General features: G+C 46.8%; 18 protein-coding genes. 1 reads left to right on the plus strand and 17 read right to left on the minus strand.

Annotation, left to right across the window (positions count from 1 at the left end):
- Positions 1-46 precede the first annotated feature (46 nt).
- Positions 47-2140: a glutamine synthetase III family protein gene (locus tag REC12_RS12970; RefSeq protein WP_308895083.1), complete on the plus strand. Its 2094-nt coding sequence runs from the start codon at positions 47-49 to the stop codon at positions 2138-2140.
- 266 nt (positions 2141-2406) lie between these two features.
- Here REC12_RS12970 and REC12_RS12975 read toward each other — a convergent pair whose 3' ends face one another.
- From REC12_RS12975 to REC12_RS13055, 17 genes are all read right to left on the minus strand, one after another.
- Positions 2407-2724 carry a DUF6951 family protein gene (locus tag REC12_RS12975; protein ID WP_308895085.1) on the minus strand — a complete coding sequence of 106 codons (318 nt, stop codon included), beginning with the start codon at positions 2722-2724 and terminating at the stop codon, positions 2407-2409.
- Positions 2725-2752: 28 nt separating this feature from the next.
- Entirely contained in the window at positions 2753-4327 is a 1575-nt protein-coding gene (locus REC12_RS12980) for a methylenetetrahydrofolate reductase C-terminal domain-containing protein (protein WP_308895087.1), read from the minus strand.
- A 125-nt stretch (positions 4328-4452) separates the two neighbouring features.
- On the minus strand, positions 4453-6291 hold the full coding sequence (locus tag REC12_RS12985; protein ID WP_308895089.1) for an ASKHA domain-containing protein: 1839 nt from the start codon (positions 6289-6291) through the stop codon (positions 4453-4455).
- Positions 6292-6469: 178 nt separating this feature from the next.
- The gene (locus REC12_RS12990) at positions 6470-7090 is read right to left on the minus strand and encodes an HAD family hydrolase (protein WP_308895090.1); all 621 of its coding nucleotides are present in this window, start codon (positions 7088-7090) and stop codon (positions 6470-6472) included.
- A gap of 91 nt (positions 7091-7181) precedes the next feature.
- Positions 7182-7991, minus strand: a complete 810-nt coding sequence (locus REC12_RS12995; protein ID WP_308895091.1) for a methyltetrahydrofolate cobalamin methyltransferase — start codon at positions 7989-7991, stop codon at positions 7182-7184.
- A 92-nt stretch (positions 7992-8083) separates the two neighbouring features.
- Entirely contained in the window at positions 8084-8710 is a 627-nt protein-coding gene (locus REC12_RS13000) for a cobalamin B12-binding domain-containing protein (RefSeq protein WP_308895093.1), read from the minus strand.
- A gap of 72 nt (positions 8711-8782) precedes the next feature.
- A complete protein-coding gene (locus REC12_RS13005; protein ID WP_308895095.1) occupies positions 8783-10225 on the minus strand; it encodes a trimethylamine methyltransferase family protein in 1443 nt (480 codons plus the stop codon).
- Between the two features lie 61 nt (positions 10226-10286).
- Positions 10287-11501, minus strand: coding sequence for a phosphotransferase enzyme family protein (locus REC12_RS13010; RefSeq protein WP_308895097.1), 1215 nt, complete (start codon positions 11499-11501; stop codon positions 10287-10289).
- A gap of 230 nt (positions 11502-11731) precedes the next feature.
- Entirely contained in the window at positions 11732-12385 is a 654-nt protein-coding gene (locus tag REC12_RS13015) for a cobalamin B12-binding domain-containing protein (protein WP_308895099.1), read from the minus strand.
- A 13-nt stretch (positions 12386-12398) separates the two neighbouring features.
- The gene (locus tag REC12_RS13020; protein ID WP_308895101.1) at positions 12399-13673 is read right to left on the minus strand and encodes a PocR ligand-binding domain-containing protein; all 1275 of its coding nucleotides are present in this window, start codon (positions 13671-13673) and stop codon (positions 12399-12401) included.
- A gap of 49 nt (positions 13674-13722) precedes the next feature.
- Positions 13723-15183: an ethanolamine ammonia-lyase reactivating factor EutA gene (locus REC12_RS13025; protein ID WP_308895103.1), complete on the minus strand. Its 1461-nt coding sequence runs from the start codon at positions 15181-15183 to the stop codon at positions 13723-13725.
- A gap of 13 nt (positions 15184-15196) precedes the next feature.
- The gene (gene eutC, locus REC12_RS13030) at positions 15197-16102 is read right to left on the minus strand and encodes an ethanolamine ammonia-lyase subunit EutC (protein ID WP_308895105.1); all 906 of its coding nucleotides are present in this window, start codon (positions 16100-16102) and stop codon (positions 15197-15199) included.
- 16 nt (positions 16103-16118) lie between these two features.
- The gene (locus REC12_RS13035; RefSeq protein WP_308895106.1) at positions 16119-17480 is read right to left on the minus strand and encodes an ethanolamine ammonia-lyase subunit EutB; all 1362 of its coding nucleotides are present in this window, start codon (positions 17478-17480) and stop codon (positions 16119-16121) included.
- A 29-nt stretch (positions 17481-17509) separates the two neighbouring features.
- Positions 17510-18163: a EutQ-related cupin domain-containing protein gene (locus REC12_RS13040; protein ID WP_308895107.1), complete on the minus strand. Its 654-nt coding sequence runs from the start codon at positions 18161-18163 to the stop codon at positions 17510-17512.
- 42 nt (positions 18164-18205) lie between these two features.
- Positions 18206-18754 (minus strand): BMC domain-containing protein, encoded by a 549-nt coding sequence (locus tag REC12_RS13045; protein WP_308895109.1) that lies wholly within the window; start codon positions 18752-18754, stop codon positions 18206-18208.
- Positions 18751-20169 carry a 4Fe-4S dicluster domain-containing protein gene (locus tag REC12_RS13050; protein WP_374214205.1) on the minus strand — a complete coding sequence of 473 codons (1419 nt, stop codon included), beginning with the start codon at positions 20167-20169 and terminating at the stop codon, positions 18751-18753. Before REC12_RS13050 ends, REC12_RS13045 begins: the two co-directional genes overlap by 4 nt.
- Positions 20170-20192: 23 nt before the next feature.
- The coding region (locus REC12_RS13055) for a EutN/CcmL family microcompartment protein (protein ID WP_308895111.1) at positions 20193-20387 on the minus strand (195 nt) is incomplete at its 5' end.

The following is a 20387-nucleotide window of genomic DNA, read 5'->3' on the forward strand; positions in this document are numbered from 1 at the left end:
TCTTTTTGTTTATCTGAGCAAATTGAGAGTTAGGAAGGGAAAAATCATGGAAATTTTTGCCGAAAACGTTTTTAACGATGTTGTCATGAAAGCACGTTTACCCAAGTCCGCTTACAAATCCTTGCGCAAAACCATTGAAGAAGGTCTGCCTTTAGATCCCAATGTTGCCGATGTTGTCGCTAACACTATGAAAGATTGGGCTATCGAAAAGGGCGCTACCCATTTTACACATTGGTTTCAGCCTTTAACCGGCATCACCGCAGAAAAACACGATTCCTTTATTTCCCCTATGAATGATGGCCGCGTCGTCATGGAGTTTTCCGGTAAAGAATTGATTCAAGGCGAACCTGATGCTTCCTCTTTCCCCAGCGGCGGCATTCGCGCCACCTTTGAAGCAAGAGGATATACCGCTTGGGATTGCACATCCCCTGCTTTCTTGAAGGAAGACGGCGGCGCCCTGACCCTATGTATCCCTACGGCGTTTTGCTCATACACCGGGGAAGCTCTTGATAAGAAAACCCCTCTTTTACGCTCCATGCAAGCACTTTCCAAACAAGCCTTACGCATTTTAAAGCTGTTCGGCAATACGACAGCAACTCAAGTTACCAGTACCGTTGGAGCTGAACAGGAATATTTCCTTGTCGACAAAAATTTCTTTGACAAACGTCTTGATCTGATGTTAACAGGCCGCACCTTATTTGGGGCGATGGCTCCTAAAGGGCAGGAACTCGAAGACCACTATTTTGGAAGTCTCAAAACCAGGGTTGCCGCTTTTATGCACGATGTCAATGTGGAACTTTGGAAACTGGGCGTACTTGCCAAAACCCAACATAACGAGGTTGCTCCTGCACAGTTTGAACTTGCCCCTCTTTTCTGCACCACTAATATCGCAACCGACCACAATCAGCTTGTCATGGATACCTTGAAAAAGGTAGCTCTCAAGCACGATTTAGTTTGTTTGCTGCACGAGAAGCCTTACGCCGGTGTTAATGGCTCCGGCAAACACAATAACTGGTCTATGTCTACCAGCGACGGCCTCAATCTTCTCGATCCCGGCAAAACGCCTCACGAAAACTACCAGTTCCTGACCATTATCTCGGCAGTTATTAAGGCTGTTGATGACTATGCTGAAATTTTGAGATTGTCCGCTGCCACTCCCGGCAATGACCATCGGCTGGGAGCCAACGAAGCGCCTCCTGCTATTATCTCTATTTTCTTAGGCGACCAACTTACCGATATCTTTAATCAGCTTCAAAATGGCGGACTTAAACGTTCTCTTCAAGGTGATAAATTATTGAGCGGCGTTGAGACTCTCCCTGCCTTCCTGAGAGATTCAACAGATCGCAACCGCACTTCACCGTTTGCTTTTACCGGCAATAAATTTGAGTTCCGCATGGTAGCTTCTTCACAATCTGTCTCCGGCCCCAATGTCGTGCTCAATCTTATTGTCGCCGAAGTGCTTTCCCAATTTGCCGATCGTCTGGAAAAGGCGGCCGACTTTGATCAAGAACTTAATCAACTCCTAAGGGAGACAGCTAAAAACCACAAACGGATTCTTTTCGACGGCAACGGTTATTCCGCCGAATGGGTCGAAGAAGCAACCCGCCGCGGACTGCCCAATGTCACTTCAACTATCGATGCCTCTCTGGTTCTTAAACGTCAATCTACTATCGATCTCTATGAAAAGCACAAAGTTCTTAATAAGACCGAACTTGAATCCCGCTATGAGATTAATCTGGAGCAGTATTGCAAGCAAATTAATATCGAAGCCCTGACAATGGTCGACATGGCTAAACACCAAATTATTCCAGCCGCCGTAAAATACTCCACTCAATTGGCAAACTCGATCAATGCCATTAAAGCAGCTTCCGACGCAGTCAATGTCTCTGTTCAAGAATCACTTCTTAAAAATGTCTGCGCTACGTTAGCATCATTCCAAGCAAATCTGAGCGATCTTGAGCAAAAGACTCAGGAAGCTGCCGACATGAGCACAGAGGCTTATGAGCAGGGAGTTTTCTACCGCGATGTTGTCTTTAAAGCTATGGGAGTTCTGCGCCAAGACGGCGACCTGCTTGAAAGCATGATTGATGCCGAACTCTGGCCCCTGCCTACCTACGCGCAAATGTTGTTCATGCTCTAAACACACCATTATTAAGGTTGTAACTAAGACTTTAGCCGGCTATCGTTACAACCTTATTTTCAACTGAGTCTATGATATAGAAAAGGGTTGTACACTACTCCGCTGTGTATAACCCTTTTCTATATCTTTCCTATATTTTTAGATAAAAAAACCGGCTGGACACTCGAAGACACTGTCCGCACACGGGTTAGTTCAGCGCAGAAGCCTCTGGTCTACCATAAAAAGACCCACACCGCCGGCATGGGTCTAAATCATATATTATTAAATTATTCTTTAGTGACCGTGATGCTTGCAGTCTGGGGCAAGGCTAAACTTGCCGCAACTTCTATCGTTTTAAGAATGCCCGAAACCCCTGGGCAACTGGGATGAGGACTGTATTTGGCAAACACTTCATAGACTCTTCCGGTATGAAGTTTATTAAACATTTCTTTGTAAGCATCGACCTTTGTCAGTTCTTCGGCGATCTTTTGATAATTGGGACAATCGCTCTCTATCTCTAAAGATACGGTATGACCGTCCTCTGCTGTTGCTTTAACGTTGATCGTAAATCCGCAGATTCCACTGTGAATGACCCCTGTAGCCATTGCTAATATCCTCCTCGCGGTCTATTCTCTATTTCTTGACTTGAGGTACTTTACTCTCCGGACGTTTAATTCCCAAAATAGGTGCCGAGTGATCTTTCCCTAAATAGAAATTAGACCAGGATGAGGTTTGATACAGATCCCAATTGGCAGGCGGAACCGGCGGAACGTCAAGGCTGGCCTCTTCCCCATACTTCTTAAGCCGGGCATAAGCTCGTACCCAGATACATTTCTTCTCATTGGGAAAAACTTCACACCAACCGTTCAAACTTCCCCCACAGGCTCCATTGCGTTGGTTTTTGGGGCATTGAGACATGGGACAGAGGTAAGCAAGATCAAACATGGCACAGTCGCCGCAGTCCTTGCAGTCCAGCATGACAACTTTGGCAACATGCTCGAAGGAATGGAAGCGTTTCTCTGTTTTTTTCTTGCCCTCAATTGAATTATAGAAGCTTCTCATGACGGGGAATAACTTCTTGTTCGGTGTAAACAACAGGGCATGCATACCGCGCATCATCGAATACCCCAGACCTGCGGGCGCATCGAGGGGACGGTTGGCACGATTTGTGGGCTGATCGGTATTAAGGCCCGTTTTTTCATCTTTTTCAAAACAATAGAAACCGTTAGTTTGCGGGTAGTCGAACTCTCGAATAAATTCCTGCCAATTGCCGCTGAGTTCTTCTCCTTTATCGAGAATATACTCCACTTGTTCATACTTAATATTATGTCCGCCAATATGCACCCCTGCGAAACCCATTCCTTTCAGAATCGCGTACATCTTGGCAGCTCTTAGCATGCGCGCGCCGACGCCTTTATCCGCAGCGCCTTTTTCCGCATCGAGTTCTGCTAATAATTTGTCTGTAACAACGCAACCGGGCAGCTGGTTCTGATTCATAACTCTTGCCGCCCCGTAAGGAAGAATATAAATGTTCCCGACAACCGGAATATCAAGGTTATTGACTTTTAAAAACTGCAGCACTTCGTGGAACTTGCGGGCGTCATAGCCGAGCTGAGTGACAATAAACTGCGCCCCGCCGCTAATTTTCTTTTTGAGTTTGTAATACTGAACCATTTGTTCCGCTTCGGTTGCTTTAAAAGGAGAAATTGCCGCACCGGCAAAAAAATCACTGGGCTGGTGGTAAGTTGGTCCTTTCATGCCTTGAATCTCTAAGCCTTTGTTCATTTCTGAAATGAGCTGAAGAGTGTTCGAAGGATCAAGGTCAAAAACCGGCTTAGGACGTCCTTTAAAACCCGATACTGTGTAATCCCCCGTCATGACCAGGAGATTGCGGACTTTCGCCCTGTCTAAGGCGTAAAGCTGACTTTCCATTTGATTCCGGTTTTTATCCTTACAGGTAAAATGAACTAATGGCTCAATCCCCAGCTTTAAAATTTCCATCCCTAAATAATCAGCGAGAATTGCCGGATTTCCTCCCGGATTGTCCGTAATCGTCAGAGCGTGCACCCTGCCTCCTTTGGCAGCTTGTTCCGCCGAGGTGATGGCGGTTTCCTGGGCCTTCTCATTGGCCCCTCGCCCCGGCACCAATTCCCAGGTTACTGACAGCGTATTTTTGTCGAGCAATGATTCTTTAAATTTATTTTCCATCTCTTAGTTCCTCCCTTTCTCCAATATTTCCAAACACCTTTTACATACTTTGCCACTGTACTTACATTATACCTCCTTCCGGACAATAATTTAAGTAAAATTTCAGGCTTCTTTATAACATTCACTCAATTCAGCCGTTCCAGGTACATACTATTCATGAAATAACTAGTGAATGTTGAACTCCCGCCCAGCTCGACATGTTGAATTTTGCGATATAATTCGACAGCAAGAGCAAACTCATGATAATCGAGGAGAGCACGAACTGCCCCCATATGAGCAGCATTACCCACCGCCTTAATCCTCTCCGCCGGAATATTCGGGACAAGACCGATATTCAAAATATTTTCGGCTTTAAGATAGGTGGCAAAGGTTCCCGACAAAATCACAGAATCAAGATCAGCTACGGATAATCCGGCCATTTTAACTAAGGTTTTTATCCCTGCACACACGGCTCCTTTGGCAAACTGCAATTCAGCAATATCTTTTTGGTTAATTGTGATGTCACTGTTCTGATCAAAACCATAGGCAAAGACAAATTCATTTCCCTTTGCTGTGGGCCGGATTCGGCGCTGCAATTCTTGGGGGAGGGATGAAAACTTTTCCCGATCTCCGATTTTTCCCTGCTTGTTTAAGACACCGGCCTGCCTCATCTCATCAATAGCTTCGATCAGACCTGACCCGCATATTCCTGTGGGGGCTTGATTTCCTATGACTTGATAAGCCACTCCCTGCTCTGAAAGGCTGACACTTTCAATAGCTCCTTTTTTAGCTCTCATGCCATGTCTGATTCCCGCGCCTTCAAAGGCCGGACCGGCAGCTGTTGAACAGGCCGTCATGGTATCCTGCGTCTTTAAAAACAACTCACAATTCGTGCCAAGGTCGATTAACAAGTGATTCCCCGGTTCCAAGACCTCCGGGGAACCAACAATGGCCCCTAAAGTATCCCCCCCTACAAAGCTTCCGATATTCGGAAAGAGAAGAACCTGAGCTTGCGGATTTAAGATCAAGCCAAGTTCACCTGCTGAAAATTCCAGCGGCCGGTTGCAGACAGAGACAAAGGGAAACACTGCAAGATGGGACACATCTAAACCGGTAAAAAGATGATGCATGGTCGTATTGCCAACAACGGTCATTTTAATAATTTCTGACAGTTTGACCTTTGTTTTAAGTTCCAGCTCGTTAAGTAACTGATTAATTGTTCGTTGGATGGCCTGTTTTAAAGCAGCGGCATTCTCTTTACTCTCATTGGCAAAAGAAATACGTGAAATCACATCGGCTCCATAAGCAGTCTGTTGATTTTCAGTTGAAACAACCTTCAGGACAGAGCCTTGCAAGAGATCAACTAAGGCAACGGCCACACTTGTTGTTCCTATGTCAACGGCAGCTCCGTATAATCTTGATCTTGTATCCCCTGCTTCAATGTCCAGGATCTTCTGATCTGTAACAGTAGCCGTTAATTGATAGTTTTCTGCCCTGATAACTTCCGGGGCTTTGCTGATAACTTGAAAATCCGCCTGAATAAAGCTGGCAGCCAAAACTCTGTTCACCTCATCCAGCGTACGGTCCCAATCTCCCCGTTCGTCCTCTAAAGCAGGTTTATTTACAGTAAGCAGAACTTTTTTAATTCCCGTGTCCAAAGTGGGGACCTTGATTCCCAGGAGGGCAGCCTCTTTGCGGTCCTGACTTTCTACAAAGTTAAGCTCGACCGTCATCCCTTCCTCCGGCTTTACGGCACAGGCCAGACGAATCCCAGCCTTTAACTCTGCTTCGTTCAAATGTACTCGGTCACGTTCCGAAGGCAGGGGAACTGTACCCGTCAGGCGCACCTTGCATTTGCCGCAGGTTCCCTTGCCGTTGCATATATTTTGTACCGGAAGACGATGGCGAACCAAGACATCCATTAAAGTCTCATTGCTTTCCGCGGTTATAATTTCTGTCTCACAGCCAACAAGTTTGATCTCCATGAACATTCTCCCTTTCACACCTTAATAATTGCAGAGCTACAAATTCTAGGGATTAAATTAGAAGAATTTTAGATTTCTAAGAGCGCTAAAACTGGAATCTCCCCTGGACACGGAAGATGTTATGCTAATTATTCGCTCTCCGTTGTCTAATACCTTCTCTCTCCAGCTCTCTTTAGGGTCACACACCCTGCAAAAGCTCTGCTAATTCTCTTGGCGTTCCAACGAGATGATCCGGTAAGCCTTCCTTGATTTTTTCCAGGGTATGCCAGCCCCAAGTAACCCCGATCGTCATTGTTCCGGCTTTTTTGCCTTCGATCATATCTCCTTTCGTGTCTCCGACATAATAGGCCGGAGTCCCCGGATACAAAGACATGACCGCTAAAATCTTCCGTATTTTGCTCTTCTCCTTCTCAGCTCCCATAACACCTTTAAAGGAGGAAATTCCATGTTGTTTTAAAACCTGAATTGTAGCACTGGAAAGATTTGAGGTAATTACATAAATATCGTGCTTATGCGAAATTTGCTCCAGAGCTTCCGGAATTCCCTTAAAAAGCTGGAGATTCCCCAATTGCACCCCTTGCAGAGCTTCATACCTCCGGAGAATCCCATCAATGGTTGACTCAGCCACTCCCCGCTTGCTCATGGTCTCGTAAACATTACCTTCGAACAGACTGATAACATCCTGCGGGGCCTTAATCTGCTCAAACCCATGTTCCCGACATGCTTGAGAGAAACGCAAGGTAAAAACATCAAGAGAGTCAACAATCACACCGTCATAATCAAACATTACGAGCGCCACCCGCTAAACCTCCTATTCTGATTCCCAAACAACAAGGGATGCTGTTATTAAAAACATCCCCTCCTCTGGTTAGAGGAGGGGACTCTGAACCTTATTTATTGTCTAAGAAATCAAATTGCTTATTTCTAAAGGCTTTGAGATATTTTACACAGTAATCATCTCTGCCGGCCAAAGTTTCAGCCGTAATCAGACTTGCCATCATCATTTTGTCCAGCGGGTTAATGATCAGGCCATCCAAGCCCTTGCCAATTGCCATGATAGCAAAGGCGTGATTCATAAATTTCCGGACGGGCAAACCATAGGATACGTTGGAAAGCCCGCAAATGGTGTGAACACCTTTGAAGCGGGTCATAATAGCTTCCACCGAATTAATAAATTCGACGGCAAAAGCACTGTTGGTGGAAACCGGTTGTACAAGAGGATCGACATAAATATTGGAGAGCGGCACGTTGTTTTTCACCAGGCCGTCAATTAACTTTTCGGCAATTTTTAAGCGGGCATCCGTGGTTTCCGGCATACCTTCATCACTCATACAAAGGGCGACAACTTTGAGATCGGTTCCGGCAACTACCGGGAGCAAAGCATCATAGCGGGTTTTTTCTAAAGATATGGAGTTGATCATGGCTACCCCTTTATGGACAGACAACGCAGCTTCAATGGCTTTGGGGTCGGGACTGTCAATACAGCAGGGGGCATCAACAGCCGCCTGAACGTTTTGAACCAGCCACTTTAAGTACTCCGGCTCCTTACCGACAAAGATTCCGGCGTTGACATCGATATAATCCGCTCCGGCCTCTACTTCATCTTTGGCCACCTTCTGAATATATTCCGCATCTTGAGCCCGGATCGCTTCTCCGATAGCCTTCCGGCTGGCATTAATTAATTCCCCTACAACTAACATGCTTTTTCCTCCCTCGCTAAATCTCTTTATTTTATTCCTGTCTCCCTCAAAATAGCCTTTTTGATCCGAACCCGGTTTCTATCTCCACAAGCTTATTTAGCCAACAATTGGCGGGCCATTTCTACGGCACCAGGGGCATCGGAGCTCCACCCGTCGGCGCCGATCTTCTTAGCGAAGTCTTCCGATACCGGAGCCCCCCCAACCATGGTTTTATAGGTCAGCCCTTGTTCCCGAATCGCCTTAACAGTCACTTCCATAGCCGGCATGGTCGTAGTCAGAAGAGCGGACATGCAGATAATATCGGCATTTTTCTCTCTGGCGGCGGCCAGGAACTTTTCCGTATCAACATCCGGCCCAAGATCAACAACCTCAAAGCCTGCCCCTTCCATCATCATAGCGACAAGGTTTTTCCCGATGTCATGCAAGTCTCCTTTGACGGTTCCGATGACAATAGTACCTTTTTTCTCGTTATCCCCTTGGGACAACAATGGTTTCAGGACTTCGAGACCTGCTTTCATCGCTTTAGCCGCCATTAACATTTCAGGAACAAAGAATTCCCCTTCCGTATAGCGCTGCCCTACTTCGTCCATGGCTCCAATCAGACCTTGAGACAGAATTTCCGAGACATCTGTTCCCTGACTTATTTCTTGCTTGACTAAACCAACCACTTTTTCAATATCGAATTCGACGACACTTTCATAAATTTCTTGTACGCTCATGTTTCTCTTCCTTTCCTCTGAGCTATAAGTCATGAACTTAAGCTCTGTTTGGCTTTCTCTGCTGCCCGGATCTTACAGACTCCATTCGGCATTCCCAGGTACGAGACCAGGGAAATGGCTGCGGACCTTAGCGTCTAACTCGTCGGAAAAGCGGGATTTATTCGGCTTGCTGAGGATTTTACCCGCTTCCTTCAGGGCCCGGCTATGAGCATCCGGCTTGCCTTGGTCCTCCCAGCGGCGACGCATTTCACGGGTTGCAATTTTAGGCAGAACGGCAATCGTGCGCATATTCTTCATCGTATGATCGAGGTCCATGTAACTGCCGCCGGGTCCAACCTTCGCTATGAGATCTAAACAGAGATTTTCTTCGCTGTACTCAAAGCCTTTTTTGATCCGTTTAAGCATTAGAGCAATTTCATTGTCGATGACCGCTTTGGCAAAATCAAAAGCCATTAAGCTGCCCAACAACCCGCCCATATTAAATAAGTCTGCTCCTGCCAGCAAGGCTGCCGTAGTATTCATGCCCGTTTCATACCCGGACTGGGCGTCATTGGAATGAGCATTTGTTAAGCCGATATAACCGCCTGAAGGTACGTTGTAAAATCTGGCCATTTCCGTATGAGCCATTTGCAGCATGCCTGTCTCGATGGCTCCGGGGGCATAAGCTCCGGTACGCATATCGGCTACGGTCGACAATACGGCATAGATCATCGGAGCACCGGGGCGAATCATCTGGGTTAAGGTGGCCAAGCCCAAGAATTCAGCATTGCCTAAAGTTAAGGTGCCCATCAGGCTAAGAGGAGAGGTCATCCCGGCATTGGGGACGATAGTGCCGTAAACGGGCAACCCCTGTTCAAGAAGATAAACTACGGCTTCTGTGGACTCCACGTCAAAGGTCAGAGGCGAAACAACCGGGCAATAATGATGATTAATAAAAGGACGCTTGCGGTATTCTTCTTCACTGCCGGCAATCAGATAACCTAATTCCAGAACTTTTTTCAGGTCGTCCATATTCGGAGTGTTGCTGCGGACAGGTTTTTTGCAGTTCTTCAAAGCGGGGTAAAAGCGGGACAAGCTAAATTGCCCTTCCGGTGCGTCATCGGCCAGGGTCGAAATCGAGAAAACATCAAAACCGGGCAGTTCATTAATTAAATAAGCAATGTTGGCAATATCTGCGGAAGTAGCCCGTCTCTCTTCACCGCTTTGAGGATCAATGATATTGGGGGCAGAACTTCCGGTAACAACAACCGGGCGATCACTGGGCATAGTAACATCAAATTTCGGATCTTGGGCAGTAAAGGTGTAAGTCGGAACAAAAGTCTCCCTGGCTTTCTCTACAACCTGACGGGGAAACTTAACAAGCATAGTTTCTTTATCCACCTGGCAGCCATTTTTCTCAAAAATCGCCAAGGCCTTTGCGTTGCGAACTAACATGCCGACGTTTTCAAGAATTTCCAAGGAAGCTTCATGTACCCGTTCAACATCAGCTTGACTAAATGATTTGACAAATTCCACAACCCTATCCCCTTTCCATTTTAGACCTTTAGTATCAATACTTGAGGACCTTCTTTAAGGATCAATCCTGCTCTAGCAGTGACATGGCCAGCTCAGAAATTTCAGCTTTATGATTTTCAATCCACTTCATTAAGCGAACGTTATGCTGCAAATAGGCCATATACTCATACTCATTTAAGTCAGTGCCCGCATAATAAGCGGTAACGTCCCAATTTATCAAGTAAATATTGGCAGCCGCAATCATAGTCGGCAGGTTTTCCAGCTCAACAGCAGTTAAAGGAGCAAGCTTGCCGAGTTGTTTAAGTTTTTGCTGGTAGGAATTTAAAAAGATCGCACATTTATCGAGTAACAGGACTCCATCCTTTTCATCCTGCCAGCAGCTGCAGCAATAGGCCAAGGCTAAGCAAACATCAAACAAGCGATAATCGATCTTGGACCAGTCGAAGTCAAAAATTCCTACAACCTTACTATCCACATATTTTAAATTACCGGGATGAAAGTCGTTGTGACAGGGGGTAAGAGGCATTTTATCCAAACTAGCGGCGGGGATTTGCGAACTTGCGATAACCTCTAAGATAGACCCCAGGTTTTCTCTGTAATAGTAATGAAATTTAGTATCCTTGTCACGCTGCGCCAAACCCTGATATGTCTCAGGCAAAGTCGGAAGAAATTCCATAATCCTCGGCTCGATTCTCTCCAAACCCTGGGGATCAAAATCACGGGCGGCATTGTGAAAGGTTGCTAAAACTGCCGCGGCACTGGCATATTCCGTATCGTTTAAGGTGGGGTTGTCCCAAGTATACAAGTCTTCACCCTGCAGATATTGATAGACCGCAAAATATATAGCGGTTTGATTGTCGTTTGCCCCCTCAGTCTGCTTAACAAAGGTTGTACCATCTTTGTTGCGAATCAAGCCTGCGGCAATATCTAAACCATGGGCAATGGAATAGTCGATCATAGAATGTTCGAATAAAATTTCTTTTTCCGTTATGCCATATTTATACTTGCGGACAAAATACTCGTAGTGTACACCGTCTTTTTCAGTGATTATGCCGAAACTTCGGTTAACATAACCGCCGAATATTTCATAAATATCTGTAAGGGTTCCGAGGTCATAGTGTTTGAGCGCGTCGACGATCTGATTTCTGATGAGGGCTGTTTCCATTGATTCGAAAAAGTTGGCAGCAATTTCTTTTAAGTCTGCGCTTTGGACGAAAAGAGCAAATGTTTGTCCAACACTTTGCTCTTCGAGGTGTCTCATTTTACTTATGTCCATCTCGATCCTCCTCTTAACTCCCATCCATACTTCGCTTCATTTATTCCAAATTCACTGAGTATGAAGAGGTGTTGTTTATTTGTGTCTTCATCATATCATTTAGAAGCCCGGCATAGCCTAGCACATCTCTGCTCGTTTTGACGTATTACGATCAATTGAATATTCTGATTTATCGTCGAAAATAATAAATCCTTGCCGTATGCAAGGATTATTAAGGATATATTGACGAATTAACGGTATCTTTTAGTCATTAACTTCACAAGATTTTCTTCGATAAACAGCCTGACCTCAAAGGCATCTTCGAAGTAATAATCAGCACCGATTCTTTTGGCATAACCGGAATCCACAGGTGCTCCGCCAACAATGACAATCAGGTTTTTGCGCAGGTTTTGAGCTTCCAGTTCATCAATAACTTCTTTCATCACCGGCATAGTCGTGGTCAGTAACGCTGACATCATGAGAATATCAGGTTTTTCTTTGCGTACAATACCGGCAAACTTTTTGGGAGTAACGTCTACTCCTAAATTAACGACCTGTGCCCCCGTTGACATGATCATCATTTTGACTAAGCTTAGTCCAATATCATGGAGGTCCCCGGCAACAGTACCCATGACAATCTTACCGGAGACTTTTTTCTCGGCATTTTTGAGTAACGGTTCCACGAGGCTTAACCCCGCGTGCATGGCCCGAGAGGCCATCAGAACTTCCGGCACCATAACTCGTTGATCGCGAAATTTATCGGCTACACGGTCCATGCCGGCAATTAAGCCCTTTTCCAGAACAGACTCGGCCGTGAACCCTTGGGTTAAGGCATGTTTCGTCAAAACCAGGCATTCCTCGGCTTCTCCTGCAACGATAGATTTAATGATGCCTTGAAAAATCACTAGTCTCCCCCCTCTAATACAAACTGTTTTTATAGATTATAGGGGTAACCCCAATGTATTTGCGAAACACCTTGGCAAAATAGCTTTGGTTTTGAAAGCCAACGGCCTTGGAAACTTGGGCGACACTTAATTCAGGCTTTTTCATGATTTCAACCGCTTGCTCTACTCTTACCCGCGTCAGATAGTCGTTAATCGTACAGTCCAATTCCTCCCGAAACAACCGCGAAAGATGGGAAGGACTGATAAAGAGATGCTGAGCCACACTGTTGACCGTAAGAGGCAGAGCATAGTTTTCCATCATAAAGTCCCGGGCATCTTTAACAATCGCCAGGTGTTTTTTATTAGCTAAGGTAAAAATCCCTTCTAAGAAGGTCTCAACAATCCGTTGAATTTTATAAAAGAACTTCTCAACCCGCTCAATTCCGTCAATTTCTTTATTGAACTCTTTGAGTAAAATCATAATTCTATCGGCATTGGCTCCGCCTTCAACGGCCGCTCTGGAAGTTAACGTCGCTAATTCTAAGATTCTTACTTTAACCGTCTCCAAGTCTCCCACTGTTTTGGTGTAAAGATCCGTGAGCAGACTTTGCAGAGTTTGGTTGGCTCTCGTCCGGTCTCCCAAGCGAATATAGCGCAGAAATTTGCGCTCTTTTTTCAAATAAGCGTCATAGTCGCTCAGATCAGGCAGGTGCTTGCGTTTCCGTTCCTCAATCTCCTGTCGGATTTGCTGTTGCTGCAAGCGTGTGGCGTCAATTTCTTTTAAACTGTTAATATCCCGTTTGACAATATGGTTTACGACGACAAAAAGCATATCCGCCGCGGCTTGAGACCTTGCAGGAGAGATGACCTCAAGCTTGCCGGCTTTAGTCTTTAAAATTTCTATATTCTCGACGCCGACGTTCAGTTTTTCAAGCTCTTGAAAAAAGAAATGATCCGGTTCCCACATCAGAACTTGACCGCAAATAATACTTCCCAGAGAAACCCCTTTGATCATAATCGGAACAGCCCAAATAACAAGCCCGGCATGGCAGCGGAAAAAATAAGGCTCTTCCCACTTGGCCGCCTCCAGGCTGGCTCGTTTATAGGAGTCCAGACACTTTTTTTCTCCCTCAGGCTGACAGCGAATATAGCGGCAAAAATCGCTGCGCTCCAATTTCCCCAGCACTGAGAAGGTGGCTCCTTCATTGTTGATCGCCTCAATATGCAGTCCTGTCGCCTTGTGAAAACTGCTTAAGATCTCTTCAAGATAATTCGGGTCCAGAAGGTTGGAATCTAATGGCTCTCGCACAGAACTCACCCTTCCATCACGATAAATCAATAGATTTTCCCCGCCCTGCTCAGCGATTAAACACTAAAGTTTTTAAGACCACAGGTACGACCCTTCCCCCCATTAGGGGTTTGCCAATATCAATATAATCGCACCCTTCAACTTCAAGCTGGTCTATACAAATCAACTCTAAAGGATATGAGGTTAACGCCTTAAGGCATTGACCCAAAACTTTGCCGCAATCCGCTTCCAATACGAGGATGAGAAGATTATTCTCCGCTAAATAGCTCTCCATGCCTTGTAAAAGCCCTCGCGCTAAACACTGAATGTCCGCAAAAGACATAGAGCGAGGTCCTTGCAAAGTAATCGCGACAATTGTACCTTGAGAACTGTCCAATTCCAAACGGCGCAGCTCACGGCGGAGGACTTCAGCAATGCCTTGCTCCGTATCGGGAATCGTCGCGGGAAAAGGTGACACGACCAGGACATTTCTCAAGGGTAAGATTGTCTCTTGAAGATGAATGGTGCTGCCGCTCAAATTCACAGACTGAGTCCCCGTTCCAATAACTGTTGCCCGCACGGTTTCCCTGGGTTTCTCCAGAACAAATCCCGCCGCCTCAAGACTCCCCTTGAGCTCCCACCCCAGCAAAGGGCCAAAGTCTCCGTAAACCGTTACTTCCACCATGGTTTCCGGCCCTTTGGGAGCATAAACATAGTCGGCGACTCCGCCGGAAATCATGACTTTTTTAATAGGCACTTCCAGGTTTAAAGGTGGGGTCATGAGCAGCTTCTCAGTTAAACCTCTCGGCGCAGACGTCTGCAGAAGGTTCACTACGGATTCCGCCATGGCTTTTACCAGCGGACGCAATTGAGGAAGGGCCACGCGTTCCCCTTCGGAAAGCCTCTGTCCCGTGGCAAGCAAGGCGACCTTCGCCGGTGGTGATAAATAGGTAATCCGCTCCCCCTGTGGTTCAAACTCAATGAGATGGCCGCCGACATTCAGACAGGCAGTGTCAACAGCCTTGCCTTCGTAAAATGTGGCAAAGTTGGAAGTTCCCCCGCCGACATCGATATTAACAACCACTTGGTGCTTTTGCGCGGAATACATTGCCGCACCCGAACCTTTACCGGCGAAGACCGACTCTAAATTTGCCCCGGCAGTAGCCACGACAAAGTCACCGGCAAACCCTGCCAAGGCGTCAATGATAGCCTTGGCATTTTCCTTTTTTGCAGTTTCACCCGTAATAATGACCGCCCCGGTGTCAATCTGTTCCGGAGTCAGACCCGCAGCCGAGTATTCTGCTTCAACAATCCTGGAGACCGCAACTGCGTTAATTAACTCGCGGTCTAACAGCGGGGTAAAATAGATTCGGCTGCGATGGACAACTTCCTTAGCGGTGATCTCGACTCGCGGCACAAAGGTCCCGGAGGCCGTATTCTCAACAGTTAAACGGCTAATCACCAGTTGGGTCGTAGTGGTTCCTATATCAATGCCCACACTTGTGATTGTTTGCATATTCGATTCGGGCATTATATCACCACCCTTATTTTTGCTGATTTAATTTTACCCCACTGGCTTTGACGGTCAAGATCTGTTTAAGAACATCTGTGAGATGTGCTCCGGCTTCTGCCGGAGGTATGCCCCCTTTATGGATATTGGAGATTACCGTTCGATCGGCTTCTACGGTTTTTTCATTGGGGCGGTAAATCATATAGGCACTGAGGCTTTCTGCCGTGCCCAGACCGGGCCGCTCTCCAATCAGCGATATGATGACCTCGGAATTGACGAGTGCTGCCACATGATCCTGAACCCAGACACGTCCGTATTTCACAAAGAACGGTGCCCCAACTTTAATGCCTGCTGATTTCAGTCCCTGCATTAAGGCCGGCAAAAGATCGGGAATATTGGCTTCAATCGCGCTGGAGCTTAAGCCATCGACAATTAAGACCTGAACTTGAACATTTTTTTCACAGGTTTCAGAGATTTTCTTGATGGCTTCGGCAGATAGGCGCCGTCCTAAATCCGGCCGGGTGAGAAACTCATCTTTATTGGCAGCGGCACTCTGCACCGACATTAAATTCATCTGTTGCAGAAATTTCTCCGAGACATCAAGAAACACAGCGTCCTGTGCCACGGCATGATCTGCCAGGAACCTCAACCAGGACATAGTTTTAGAGCGCGCACCCGCTCTGCCAATTCCAATACGGGCTGGGGTCGTTTTCATCATGGCTTTAACCGCATCCCCATTGACCGGGTTTAGGAGCTGCATTTCATTTCCGGGCGGAAATGTCACCATCTCAGCGGCCGAGAACTCAGCCAAGGGTTTGTCCATCATGGCCACCGACATGACATGGTCTTGGCTCTTGGAGGTCAGTAAACCTTTTTTTGCCAGTTCCTCCAAAACACTGTGCATAATGACTTCTTCTAATTCTTTATTGACAACTGCCATATCTATTCACCCCCTGTTAATCAAAAATAGATAGATCTCCGGCTCTCTCAGTCAATATTCCATTTTCCATAATTCCCAATTTCTCCAGCCACTTTTCAAACTCCGGCAGGGGACGAAGACCTAAGATTTCCCGAGTACTGGCGTCATCATGATAACTGGTATCCTGATAACTCAGCATAACATCGTCGCCGCCAGGCACTCCCATAAAGTAACTCGATCCGGCCATGGCACAGAGAAGGGTTCCCATTTCCTGATCATTCTGGTCTGCTTTCATATGGTTGGTGTAACAAGGCGCAATACCCATGGGGAGTCCGTGCAATTTACCCATAAACAAGTCTTCCAAATCCGCCCGAATAACCTCCCGCCCGGAATAAATAGTTTCCGGACCAATAAAACCTGATACATTGTTGGTCATAAAGGGCTGATAACCACGGGCAAATCCATAGGTTCGAGCTTCCAGCGTCATCATATCCACGCCTAAATGCGCATCAAGAGAAACCTCCGAGCCCTGACCTGTCTCAAAATACATAAGGTTCGGTCCTGTTGCCGCCCCTTTCTTCTTAACAAGGGCAAAAGCCTCATCAAGCATGGCTGAAGTTACCCCAAAAGCATCATTGGCCTTTTGAGTTCCGGCGATACTTTGGAAGACCAAATCGACAGGCGCGCCTTTTTCTATAGCTTTCATCTGGGTCGTGACGTGGGCTAAAACACAGTTTTGAGTCGGGATCGCCCATTGAGTCATAAAGTTTTTAACGGTATCCAAAAGACGGGTGACCGTTTCGACGTTGTCCTCCACCGGATTGATGCCAATAACCGCATCACCCGATCCATAGGACAATCCTTCTTTAAGAGAAGCCATAATCCCTTCAACATTATCCGTCGGATGATTAGGCTGGCAGCGAAAGGCCAGAGTGCCCGGTATTCCAAGGGTCGTGTTGCAATGGGACTGCACGCGCATTTTCTTAGCACCGTAGACGAGGTCAATCGTCGACATTAATTTAGCCACTGCGGCAATCATTTCACTTGTCAGCCCACGGCTGATGTAGGCCAAATTTTCCCCGGTTGTCTTATGATCCAGAATATATTCGCGCAAATAGCCCACTGTCCAGCTTTTTATTTCCTGGAAAATCCTCAGGTTCAGAGTGTCGTAAATGGCCCGGGTTACTTCGTCCTCTTCATAAGCAATTACGGGATTATTATAAATATCTTCCAACGTAAGATTGCTTAAAACCAATTTGGCGGCAACCCGTTCCGAAGCTGAAGTTGCGGCAATGCCGACTAATTCATCCCCGGACTTTTCTTCATTGGCTTTAGCCAGCACATCTTTTAAGTTTTTAAATTCAAAAATTTTGTTGTATACTTTTGCTTTTAATATCATCGCATTTCCCCCAATCTGACTTGAAGTCCTTATTCGCAAAAATCTGCCCAGTTCGCGGGGTAGGTTGCGTAAAACACTTTACAAAAGGTCGGTGATGAGAAGACAACTCTGCTCCCTTTGGGAATATAAACCACGTCCCCTGCTTTAGCCCGGAAGACCTTGTTCTCAACTTCCAGCACAAATTCTCCTTCTATTACATAATCGACTTCATCATAGTTCAAGAACCAGGGCAATTGAGAATGGTCAAAGGTCATAAAACCGGAACACAAGTTGCCTTCCCGGGAACTGATCACATCGACCAGTCCGACCTTTTGCCCCGGCGGGGCTTCCGGAAAAGGCTGAATGACTACGTTCTCTCCTTGGACGTGGGTGGCGCGGGGATTGGCACAGGCAGGTTTGAGGACTTCCTGCACGATTTTTTGTACTGTCTTTTTTAAGTCTGAGTCCAAAAACTCGCAGGCCGGCTTTTCAACAGGTTGAGCGGGCGACAGCGGCAAAATGCCCGGCGTTTGCCCAAGGGCAGATTGACTGATGATTTCCTGCCGCCCCTTGGTAATAGTAATCCCTAACTCTTTGGCCAGGTCCTTAGCGGAAGGAGTAAGGACACTGTCTTCGTCCAAGACAATATGCTTATCCGCTTTGGCCAGGTCACGCAAAACAGCCGCCGAGATAAATCGTCCCATGAATATACCTCCTTAATCGAGGCTCTAACTAGCACCTCAAAATCATCTCAGACTTTCAATCAGTTGTTTTGATGGGCGCGGTATAACGACCTTTCGTATAAGTAACCCCTTAGCACTGGCCACGGCGCTGCCGGTTTCCACGGCAGCTTTGACAGAAGCAACTTCTCCCGTAACAATAGTGTAGCTTTTTCCGCCTATGCCAAAGGCCAAATGCAAGAGCAACGGTTCGACATCTCCGGCTTTAACAGCACTGTCCGCCGCTTCTATTAAAGAGGCAACACTATAAGTTTCAATAATCCCCAGAGCCTTGATGTCCTTTAAAAGGTTCGCCCCACTAATTGCGGGCAGGATCGAGGGATGAACGTTGGGAATCACGAAAGAATCTACAACCGTTTCTGCCCCCAGCTCAATTCCGGCATTCACAGATTGTTGTATGGCGGAAACATCTCCGCTGATGAGAACGATATATTTGCCGGGACATGTAGTTTTGGCCACTAAAATATTAACGTCGGCCGTTTTCGCCATAATGTCGGCGCATTCTATGCCTTGAGCTATACTGGTAAACTCAACGAGTCCGATAGCGTGAATCACGTGGCTGCTCCCCCTTTCCCTATCGTGATGCTTTGGGGCGTAACTTTCAGGACAACTCCGGCAAGGCTGGCATGAACTCGTGCACCTAAGGCTCCCTCCGGAATTTCTCCGACAACCTGACCAAGATGTACCGTTTCTCCGACCTGGACGACAGGAAGGGCCGGCGCCCCGATATGCTGTTGAAGCTTGAGGGTAACTTCAACCGGTTCGTAGGGTTCTGCGGCTAAAGGAGCTTCTTTATACCACATTCTCAAATTCAAGCGATCCATTAGACGGGAAGAGGGGATCAGGCGGTACTGGGCCATAGGATCTTCTCTTCCTAGTTCTCCCTGATATTTCACACCTTGGGAGCGAAGTTCGGATTTTAAGGCACGGTTGACTCGCATCGGAGAAATACCGACCGGGCAAGCATAGACTTCACAAACTCCGCATTCTGAGCAGATTAAGGCCGTACTTAACGTAGCCAGGTCTCCCATGGCTTTATAGTTAACTGCCCGGATCAAACGGTGCGGGGCCAGTTCGTGACCAATCATATGGCGGGGGCAGAGTTCGGTGCAAAAACTGCATTGCTCACAAACCGTTCTGGCGATTTTCAAAACGCTCTCTAAAGGCATTTGCTTACGCTGAATCAGAGGATGATCTTGAGGAAGCGCAATGAGTCCGCCGGTGGTCTTCGTGACAGGAGTCGTAAAATCCGCCACTAAATTCCCCATCATCGGACCGCCCAGAATATAAGCCAGATCATCCCCCCGTCCCCCTCCTGCCAAAGCAAGTACTTCCTGCAGAGATGTTCCAATAGGCACCGTAACCGTAAGGGGCCGGTTTACCGCACCGGTGACTGTGAACGTCCGTGTGGTTACCGGAAAACCTTTGTTGGCCCGGGCTATATTAAGGAGAGTTTGGAGATTATTGACCACAACCCCAATATCAAGGGGAATACCACCAGGCGGGACGCGCCGCCCTGTCGTAAACCAAATAGTAAATACTTCATCACCGGCAGGGTAGATATCCGGAAGAATTTTAAGCTGAACTGTTTCCGTGAGATACGGCCTCAGGGCGGCAATGGCTGCCGAATATTTCTCTTTTAAAGCGATAATCCCCATTTTAGCCCCTGTGGCTTTTAATTCTAACTGGAGTCCTTGAACCACTTCTTCAGCGTACTTAGCTGCTAATTGCTGGTCAGTTTTCAGCAATGGTTCACATTCAGCTCCATTGACCACTACAATCTCCGCTTGAGCGGAAAGTTTAACATGGGTCGGAAAGCCTGCTCCGCCTGCTCCCACGACACCCGCATTCTTAACGTTCCTGCGGATATCCTCGGCACTCAAAGCCTGAATGTCAATTCTTAAGTTTGCTCGACCTGCAGCATCGCAGCCATTAATTTTACTGTCCTTGACGTCCACATTTATATCCATTTAATTCCTCACCCACTTCAGCATTACGCTTCAAAGGTTTCCTTATCAATAATGCCAACAATAATGGCATCTATGGGAATGTTGGTGTTGGCCAGCCCCTGCCGGGCTGAGGAACCGCTGGCCACCATGACCAGTTCGCTCTCTCCCGCTCCGATCTGGTCCGCCGCTATCAGGGAATGTCCGTGCTCTCTCAGCTCGGCTTTCCCCTCTTCATCATA

The organism is Candidatus Desulfosporosinus nitrosoreducens (assembly GCF_030954495.1).
Taxonomy (GTDB): Bacteria; Bacillota; Desulfitobacteriia; order Desulfitobacteriales; family Desulfitobacteriaceae; genus Desulfosporosinus; species Desulfosporosinus nitrosoreducens.

What these genes read in the sequence shown, in the direction of transcription:
- REC12_RS13040 (WP_308895107.1), bottom strand. Translation starts at nt 18,163, where the DNA reads ATGGGACGATTTATCTCGGCGGCTGTTTTGCGTGACCTGGCCAAAGCG.
- REC12_RS12970 (WP_308895083.1), top strand. Translation starts at nt 47, where the DNA reads ATGGAAATTTTTGCCGAAAACGTTTTTAACGATGTTGTCATGAAAGCA.
- REC12_RS13010 (WP_308895097.1), bottom strand. Translation starts at nt 11,501, where the DNA reads ATGGACATAAGTAAAATGAGACACCTCGAAGAGCAAAGTGTTGGACAA.
- REC12_RS13035 (WP_308895106.1), bottom strand. Translation starts at nt 17,480, where the DNA reads ATGATATTAAAAGCAAAAGTATACAACAAAATTTTTGAATTTAAAAAC.
- REC12_RS12975 (WP_308895085.1), bottom strand. Translation starts at nt 2,724, where the DNA reads ATGGCTACAGGGGTCATTCACAGTGGAATCTGCGGATTTACGATCAAC.
- REC12_RS13000 (WP_308895093.1), bottom strand. Translation starts at nt 8,710, where the DNA reads ATGAGCGTACAAGAAATTTATGAAAGTGTCGTCGAATTCGATATTGAA.
- REC12_RS12980 (WP_308895087.1), bottom strand. Translation starts at nt 4,327, where the DNA reads ATGGAAAATAAATTTAAAGAATCATTGCTCGACAAAAATACGCTGTCA.
- REC12_RS12995 (WP_308895091.1), bottom strand. Translation starts at nt 7,991, where the DNA reads ATGTTAGTTGTAGGGGAATTAATTAATGCCAGCCGGAAGGCTATCGGA.
- REC12_RS13050 (WP_374214205.1), bottom strand. Translation starts at nt 20,169, where the DNA reads ATGGATATAAATGTGGACGTCAAGGACAGTAAAATTAATGGCTGCGAT.
- REC12_RS13025 (WP_308895103.1), bottom strand. Translation starts at nt 15,183, where the DNA reads ATGCCCGAATCGAATATGCAAACAATCACAAGTGTGGGCATTGATATA.
- REC12_RS12985 (WP_308895089.1), bottom strand. Translation starts at nt 6,291, where the DNA reads ATGGAGATCAAACTTGTTGGCTGTGAGACAGAAATTATAACCGCGGAA.
- eutC (WP_308895105.1), bottom strand. Translation starts at nt 16,102, where the DNA reads ATGGCAGTTGTCAATAAAGAATTAGAAGAAGTCATTATGCACAGTGTT.